The 6,599-nt window shown below is 64.4% G+C and carries 5 protein-coding genes; 1 reads left to right on the forward strand and 4 read right to left on the reverse strand.

The window, feature by feature from the left end; genetic code table 11:
- Window positions 1–33 precede the first annotated feature (33 nt).
- From ubiE to A3CW_RS0125155, 4 genes are all read right to left on the reverse strand, one after another.
- The gene (gene ubiE, locus A3CW_RS0125140; protein WP_028206025.1) at window positions 34–765 is read right to left on the reverse strand and encodes a bifunctional demethylmenaquinone methyltransferase/2-methoxy-6-polyprenyl-1,4-benzoquinol methylase UbiE; all 732 of its coding nucleotides are present in this window, start codon (window positions 763–765) and stop codon (window positions 34–36) included.
- An 89-nt stretch (window positions 766–854) separates the two neighbouring features.
- On the reverse strand, window positions 855–1,268 hold the full coding sequence (locus tag A3CW_RS0125145; RefSeq protein WP_028206026.1) for a gamma-butyrobetaine hydroxylase-like domain-containing protein: 414 nt from the start codon (window positions 1,266–1,268) through the stop codon (window positions 855–857).
- Between the two features lie 69 nt (window positions 1,269–1,337).
- Window positions 1,338–1,763 carry an HIT family protein gene (locus A3CW_RS0125150; protein WP_028206027.1) on the reverse strand — a complete coding sequence of 142 codons (426 nt, stop codon included), beginning with the start codon at window positions 1,761–1,763 and terminating at the stop codon, window positions 1,338–1,340.
- A gap of 41 nt (window positions 1,764–1,804) precedes the next feature.
- Window positions 1,805–5,851, reverse strand: a complete 4,047-nt coding sequence (locus A3CW_RS0125155; protein WP_028206028.1) for a DUF3683 domain-containing protein — start codon at window positions 5,849–5,851, stop codon at window positions 1,805–1,807.
- Between the two features lie 311 nt (window positions 5,852–6,162).
- On the opposite strand from A3CW_RS0125155, the gene A3CW_RS53930 reads away from it, so the two are divergent.
- On the forward strand, window positions 6,163–6,599 hold a 437-nt coding region (locus tag A3CW_RS53930), incomplete at its 3' end, for a pyridoxal-phosphate dependent enzyme (RefSeq protein ID WP_245623735.1).

Genomic DNA, 6,599 nt, shown 5'->3' on the forward strand with positions numbered 1-6,599 from the left:
GGAAATTCCTTTAAAGACAGTAAGTTGGGAACACTAATACTTTGTGCCGACGTGTAAGGCTACCACGCCAGCTGACAAATTGTAATATTTGACGGCTTCAAGGCCGACTTGTTCCATCATCGTCTTGAGTGTTTCCTGGTCCGGATGCATGCGGATCGATTCCGCGAGGTACTGGTAGCTGTCCGCGTCCTGTGCAAAGCGCCGGCCAAGCCACGGCAGGACCTTGAACGAATACACGTCATACGCCTTCTTGAGCGGCTCCCAGACCTTCGAGAATTCGAGCACGAGCACACGGCCGCCCGGCTTGAGCACGCGACGCATCTCGGCGAGCGCGGCGTCCTTGTGCGTCATGTTGCGCAGCCCGAAAGCCACGGTCACCACGTCGAAGTAGTTGTCCGGAAAAGGAATTTTCTCGGCGTCGCAAAGCAGCGCCGGCGTGATCACGCCGTTGTCGATGAGGCGGTCGCGGCCCACGCGCAGCATCGACTCGTTGATGTCGGTGTGCCAGACCTCGCCCGTCGGGCCCGCTTTCCTCGCGAACGCCATGGAAAGGTCGCCGGTGCCGCCCGCGATGTCGAGCACCTTCGCGCCGGGCCGGATGTTCGCCTGCGCGATCGTGAACGCCTTCCACGCGCGGTGCAGCCCGCCCGACATCAGATCGTTCATCAGGTCGTAGTTCGAGGCGACCGAGTGAAACACGCCGGCCACCTTCTTCGCCTTGTCCTGTTCGTCGACTGTCTGATAGCCGAAGTGGGTTTTGCTCATCGCGCTCGTCCTTTCGCGGAAGGGTGTTCTATTGGGTGCTGCGCCGCTTCTGTCAGAGAAGCGGCGGGGCTGGATCGTAACAGGAAGCGTCAGTGGCAGTGGCCATGCGCGGCAGGGGGCGCCGCCATGGGAGCGTCGCGCTCGACGCCCGCCGCCTTCAGGCTGGCGAAATATTCCGCCCAGAGTTCGTCCTGGCGCGTGGCGAGCTCGTAGAGCTGGTCCCACGAGTAGATGCCGGTATTGTGGCCATCGGAGAACGTGGGCTGCAGCGCGTAGTTGCCGACGCCTTCAAGCGCCGTAATCGTCACCTCGCGCTTGCCGGTCTGCAGCGTTTCCTGGCCGGGGCCGTGCCCGCGCACCTCCGCCGAGGGCGAATACACGCGCATCAGCTCGAAGGGCACGCGATAGCTCTCCCCGTTCGCATACTGGAGTTCCAGCACGCGCGAGACGGCGTGCACCACGACGCCGGTTGGCACCGGCGTATCGGATTTCAGTCCACTCATGATCGTTCCTGCTGTTGGACGCGCGATGGACGCGCATTGGACGCTCACCGCCCCCCGCCCGCTCAGGCCTTAAGCGTGCTCCATTTCCTGTCGCACCGCGTCACGCAGCAGCGTGGCTTGCGCGCGGCGCTGGCCCAGCATCGCCTCGGACACCGTGCGCTGGCGCGGCGCCCAGACGGGCAGCGGGAAATGGGCGTCGTTCGTGAAGCGCGGAATGACGTGCCAGTGCACGTGCGGCACCTGGTTGCCAAGGCTCGCCAGATTCACCTTCGAAGGATGCATGACGCGGCGCAGCGCACGCTCGACGGCGTACACCGCCCGCATCAGATGTTCCCGGTCGGCCGCGCCCAGGTCCGAGAATTCGGCGACGTGCGCATTCCAGATGACCCGGCAAAAGCCGGGATAGTCGGCCTCGGCAGTCGCGAGCACGACACGCATGCGCTCGTCCTGCCACAGCACATCGCCGCCTTCCTCACTGCAGAATACGCATGTCATCGTCGTCCTCGAACCCGTTCACCGAAAATTGAGCGCTGCCATTAGACCAGCACGCGCTCGATTCCGCCATTGTTCGCGTTCTGAACGTAGTCCGCCATCCAGTTTTCGCCAAGCAGGTGTCGGGCGATTTCCACCACGATGTAGTCGGCTTCGATGTTGGCGTCTTCGTTGTACCGCGACAGACCCTGGAGGCACGACGGGCAGCTCGTCAGAATCTTGACGTCCTGCGTCGTACCCTGCCCGCCCGCTTCCTGCTGCGTCGCCGGCTGCACCCCGTTCGCGCCGTTGCCGACGATCGGAATGCCGCGCAGCTTCGCCGCGCCCTTGCGGATTTCCTCTTCCTTGCGGAAACGCACCTGCGTCGAAATGTCCGGGCGCGTCACGGCCAGCGTGCCCGATTCGCCGCAGCAGCGATCGTTCTTCTCGATCTTGTAGCCGTCGTGTTCAGAGCCCATCAGCTCGTTGACGAGCTTGACCGGATCGATCGTCTTGATCGGCGTGTGGCACGGGTCGTGGTACATGTAGCGCGTGCCCGTCACGCCGTCGAGCTTGATGCCCTTCTCCAGCAGGAACTCGTGGATGTCGATGATGCGGCATCCCGGGAAAATCTTGTCGAATTCATAACCCGCGAGCTGGTCGTAGCACGTCCCGCACGACACCACGACGGTCTTGATGTCGAGGTAGTTGAGCGTGTTCGCGACGCGATGGAACAGCACGCGGTTATCGGTGACGATCTTCTCGGCCTTGTCGTACTGGCCCGAGCCGCGCTGCGGATAGCCGCAGCACAGGTAGCCCGGCGGCAGCACCGTCTGCACGCCCGCTTCCCAGAGCATCGCCTGGGTGGCGAGGCCCACTTGCGAGAACAGACGCTCCGAGCCGCAGCCAGGGAAGTAGAACACCGCTTCCGAGTCGACGTTCGTCGTCTTCGGGTTGCGGATGATCGGCACGATCTTGTTGTCTTCGATGTCGAGCAACGCGCGCGCCGTCTTCTTCGGCAGGTTGCCCGGCATCTTCTTGTTGACGAAGTGGATCACCTGCTCGACCACGGCCGGCTTGCCCGTGGATGCGGGCGGAAGCGCCGTCTGCTTCTTCGCGAACTTCTTGAACAGGTCGTTGCCAAGGCGCTGCGCCTTGTAGCCCACGCCCATCATCGCGGTGCGCGCGAGATTGATGGTCTGCGGGTTCGTGGCGTTCAGGAAGAACATGCCCGCCGCGTTACCCGCGTTGAACTTCTTCTTGCCCATCTTGCGCAGCAGATTGCGCATGTTCATGGTCACGTCGCCGAAGTCGATCTTGACCGGACACGGCGTCACGCACTTGTGGCAGACCGTGCAGTGGTCGGCCACGTCGTTGAACTCGTCCCAGTGCTTGATCGACACGCCGCGGCGCGTCTGCTCTTCGTACAGAAATGCTTCGACCAGCAAGGAGGTCGCGAGAATCTTGTTGCGCGGGCTGTAGAGCAGGTTCGCGCGCGGCACGTGGGTCGCGCACACCGGCTTGCACTTGCCGCAGCGCAGGCAGTCCTTCACCGAATCGGCAATTGCGCCAATGTCGGACTGCTGCATGATGAGCGACTCGTAGCCCATCAGGCCGAACGACGGCGTGTAGGCGTTGCGCAGGTCGGCGCCTTCGAGCAGCTTGCCCGCGTTGAAGCGGCCTTGCGGATCGACGCGCTGCTTGTAGGCGCGGAACTCGGCGATCTCGTCTTCCGTGAGGAATTCGAGCTTCGTGATGCCGATGCCGTGCTCGCCCGAGATCACGCCGTCGAGCGAACGCGCGAGCTTCATGATGCGTGCGACCGCATGGTGCGCGTCCTGCAGCATCTCGTAGTTGTCGGAGTTGACCGGCAGGTTCGTGTGCACGTTGCCGTCGCCGGCGTGCATGTGCAGCGCCACGAACACACGGCCGCGCAGCACCTTCTTGTGGATCGCCTGGGCCTCGTCGAGGATCGGCTTGAATTCGCCGCCGTTGAAGATCTTGCGCAGTTCCCCGCGGATCTCCTGCTTCCACGAAATGCGCACCGTGCGGTCCTGCGTCACGTGGAAGACGTTGGCGTCGGGCTGCACGTCCACGCGGTCGGCAAACTTCTCCGCCAGCGCCTCGTAGCCCAGCTGCACGAGGTAGTGCTGCGCCTCGCGCAGCGACAGATCGAGCTTCTCGCCCACGAAGGTCCAGCGCTCGCGCACGCGCTTGAGCAGGTCGAGCGCCTGCTGAACGCGGTCTTCGAGCAGTTCCGCCGAGGGAATCTCGTTCGCGTCGTCGGTCTTGCCGAGCGGCAGCTTGCCCGCCTTGAAGAACGCTTCGAGCGCGTCGACCAGTTGCAGCTTGTTCTTGATCGACAGTTCGATGTTGATGCGCTCGATGCCGTCCGTGTACTCGCCCATGCGGTTGAGCGGAATCACGACGTCTTCGTTGATCTTGAACGCGTTGGTGTGCTTGGCAATGGCGGCCGTGCGGCTGCGGTCGAGCCAGAAGCGCTTGCGCGCCTCGGCGGACACCGCGACGAAGCCTTCGCCGCTCTTGCCGTTGGCCATGCGGATGACTTCCGAAGTCGCGGTGGCCACGGCATCGGCGTCGTCGCCGACGATATCGCCGATCAGCACCATCTTCGGAAACGCGTTGCGCTTGCTCTTGGTCGCGTAGCCAACGGCGCGCAGATAGCGCTCGTCGAGGTGCTCGAGACCCGCGAGAATCGCGCCGCCCTGCTTCGACGTTTCGAACAGGTAGTCCTTGATCTCGACGATGCTCGGAATCGCCTCGCGCGCCTGGCCGAAGAACTCCAGACACACCGTGCGCGTATGCGCGGGCATCTTGTGCAGCACCCAGCGCGCGGACGTGATGAGCCCGTCGCAGCCTTCCTTCTGCACGCCCGGCAGGCCGGCGAGGAACTTGTCGGTGACGTCCTTGCCGAGGCCTTCCTTGCGGAAGCGCTTGCCTTCGATATCGAGCGATTCGGAGCGCAGGAGCTTTTCGCCCGGCGCGTATTCGCCGTCGAACCACTTCAGCTCGAAGCGCGCCACGGGAATGTCGTGGATCTTGCCCATGTTGTGGTCAAGACGCGTGACCTCGAGCCAGTTGCCCTGCGGGTCGACCATGCGCCACCAGGCGAGATTGTCGAGCGCCGTGCCCCACAGCACCGCCTTCTTGCCGCCCGCGTTCATCGCGACGTTGCCGCCGATGCAGGACGCATCGAGCGAAGTCGGATCGACTGCGAAGACGAAGCCCGCGGCGTCGGCGGCCTCGGTCACGCGGCGCGTGACCACGCCCGCGCCCGAGAAAATGGTCGCGACCTTGCGGTTCACGCCCGGCAGGTCGGTCATCTCGACCGGACCGAGCTGCTCGAGCTTTTCGGTATTGATCACGGCCGAGAACGGCGTGAGCGGCACTGCGCCGCCCGTGTAACCCGTGCCGCCTCCGCGCGGAATCACGGTGAGGCCGAGTTCGAAACAGGCCTTGATGAGGCCGGCGATTTCGGCTTCGGTATCGGGCGTGAGGACGACGAACGGATATTCCACGCGCCAGTCGGTCGCGTCGGTCACGTGCGAGACGCGCGCGAGGCCGTCGAAACGGATGTTGTCCTTCGCTGTGCGCTTGCCGAGCACCTTCGTCGCGCGGCGGCGCAGGTCGGCCATCTTCTCGAACTCGCCCGCGAAGGCGTCGATGGCGCGGCGCGTGGCGCTGACCAGTTTTTCCACGCGCGCGGCGCGGTCCACGCCTTCCTTGTCTGCATGCTCCTGCAGGTCGGCGCGGCGGCGCTTCTCGATTTCGGCGAGGCGGTGGTTCAACGCCTCGATCAGGAGCGCGCGGCGCTTCGGATTGTCGAGCAGATCGTCCTGCAGATACGGGTTGCGGCGCACGACCCAGATGTCGCCCAGCACCTCGTAGAGCATGCGCGCCGAGCGGCCGGTGCGGCGCTCCGCGCGCAGTTCGGCGAGCGCGTTCCATGCGTCTTCGCCGAGCAGGCGGATGACGATTTCGCGGTCCGAAAACGACGTGTAGTTATAGGGAATCTCGCGCAGGCGCGGTTCGACGTCGGCGGCCACGGCGGTGGCGGCGCCGTGAGGATCGAAAACTTGAGGTGCGTTCATGGTTGGACGACTCTTTGGGCCAGTCCCGCGCACGGCTCGCGGCCGCTGCAACGGATACTGACGGGGCGCGTGGGGCGCTATTCTGAAATCGTGTCCGCCTGTGGCAGGCTGCGGACGAAAGGGGTGGGGAGGCACATGGCGGCAACGCTCACGCCGATGGTTCCCCGGCGCTCGGATTTAGCGACACGATCGTGCGTGGCGGGCGTGCCGCTGCGCCGCCGGGCGGGTTACGCGCCGTGCGGACATCAAATGGGCTGTCCGAGGTTGCCAGTGCATCATCCGATCCTTGTTTCGAAAAAGGATTTTACCGCATGATCCGCACCCGCGCTGACGCGGCGTGGGAACCTGGTGAACACACAAGATTCACCTGCGTTGACGGACGATTCGCGCCGGATTGCGCGCGCTTTGACGATGATTTGCCTTCCGACCGGTCGGCGAATCGCGCCGCCGCATCCCGCGCCAGCCGCCTGCCCTGCCAGCGCGGGAGCCGTTGGCGCTATCATTTACGCTTTCCCGCCCTGAAACCGCGCCCGGCGCGCCCTCGCATGGCCTCTCACGACGATTACCTGAAGAAAATCCTCACCGCCCGCGTCTACGATGTTGCCCGCGAGACCGAACTCGAGCGCGCCCCGAACCTCTCGGCGCGCCTGCGCAACGCCGTGTTCCTCAAGCGCGAGGACAACCAGCCGGTGTTCTCCTTCAAGCTGCGCGGCGCCTACAACAAGATGGCGCATCTCTCGCCCGCGCA

It is taken from the genome of Paraburkholderia nodosa DSM 21604 (genome assembly GCF_000519185.1).
Classification (GTDB): domain Bacteria; phylum Pseudomonadota; class Gammaproteobacteria; order Burkholderiales; family Burkholderiaceae; genus Paraburkholderia; species Paraburkholderia nodosa.

Coding starts and splice junctions, on each gene's coding strand:
- ubiE (WP_028206025.1), bottom strand. CDS start 765: ATGAGCAAAACCCACTTCGGCTATCAGACAGTCGACGAACAGGACAAG.
- A3CW_RS0125145 (WP_028206026.1), bottom strand. CDS start 1,268: ATGAGTGGACTGAAATCCGATACGCCGGTGCCAACCGGCGTCGTGGTG.
- A3CW_RS0125150 (WP_028206027.1), bottom strand. CDS start 1,763: ATGACATGCGTATTCTGCAGTGAGGAAGGCGGCGATGTGCTGTGGCAG.
- A3CW_RS0125155 (WP_028206028.1), bottom strand. CDS start 5,851: ATGAACGCACCTCAAGTTTTCGATCCTCACGGCGCCGCCACCGCCGTG.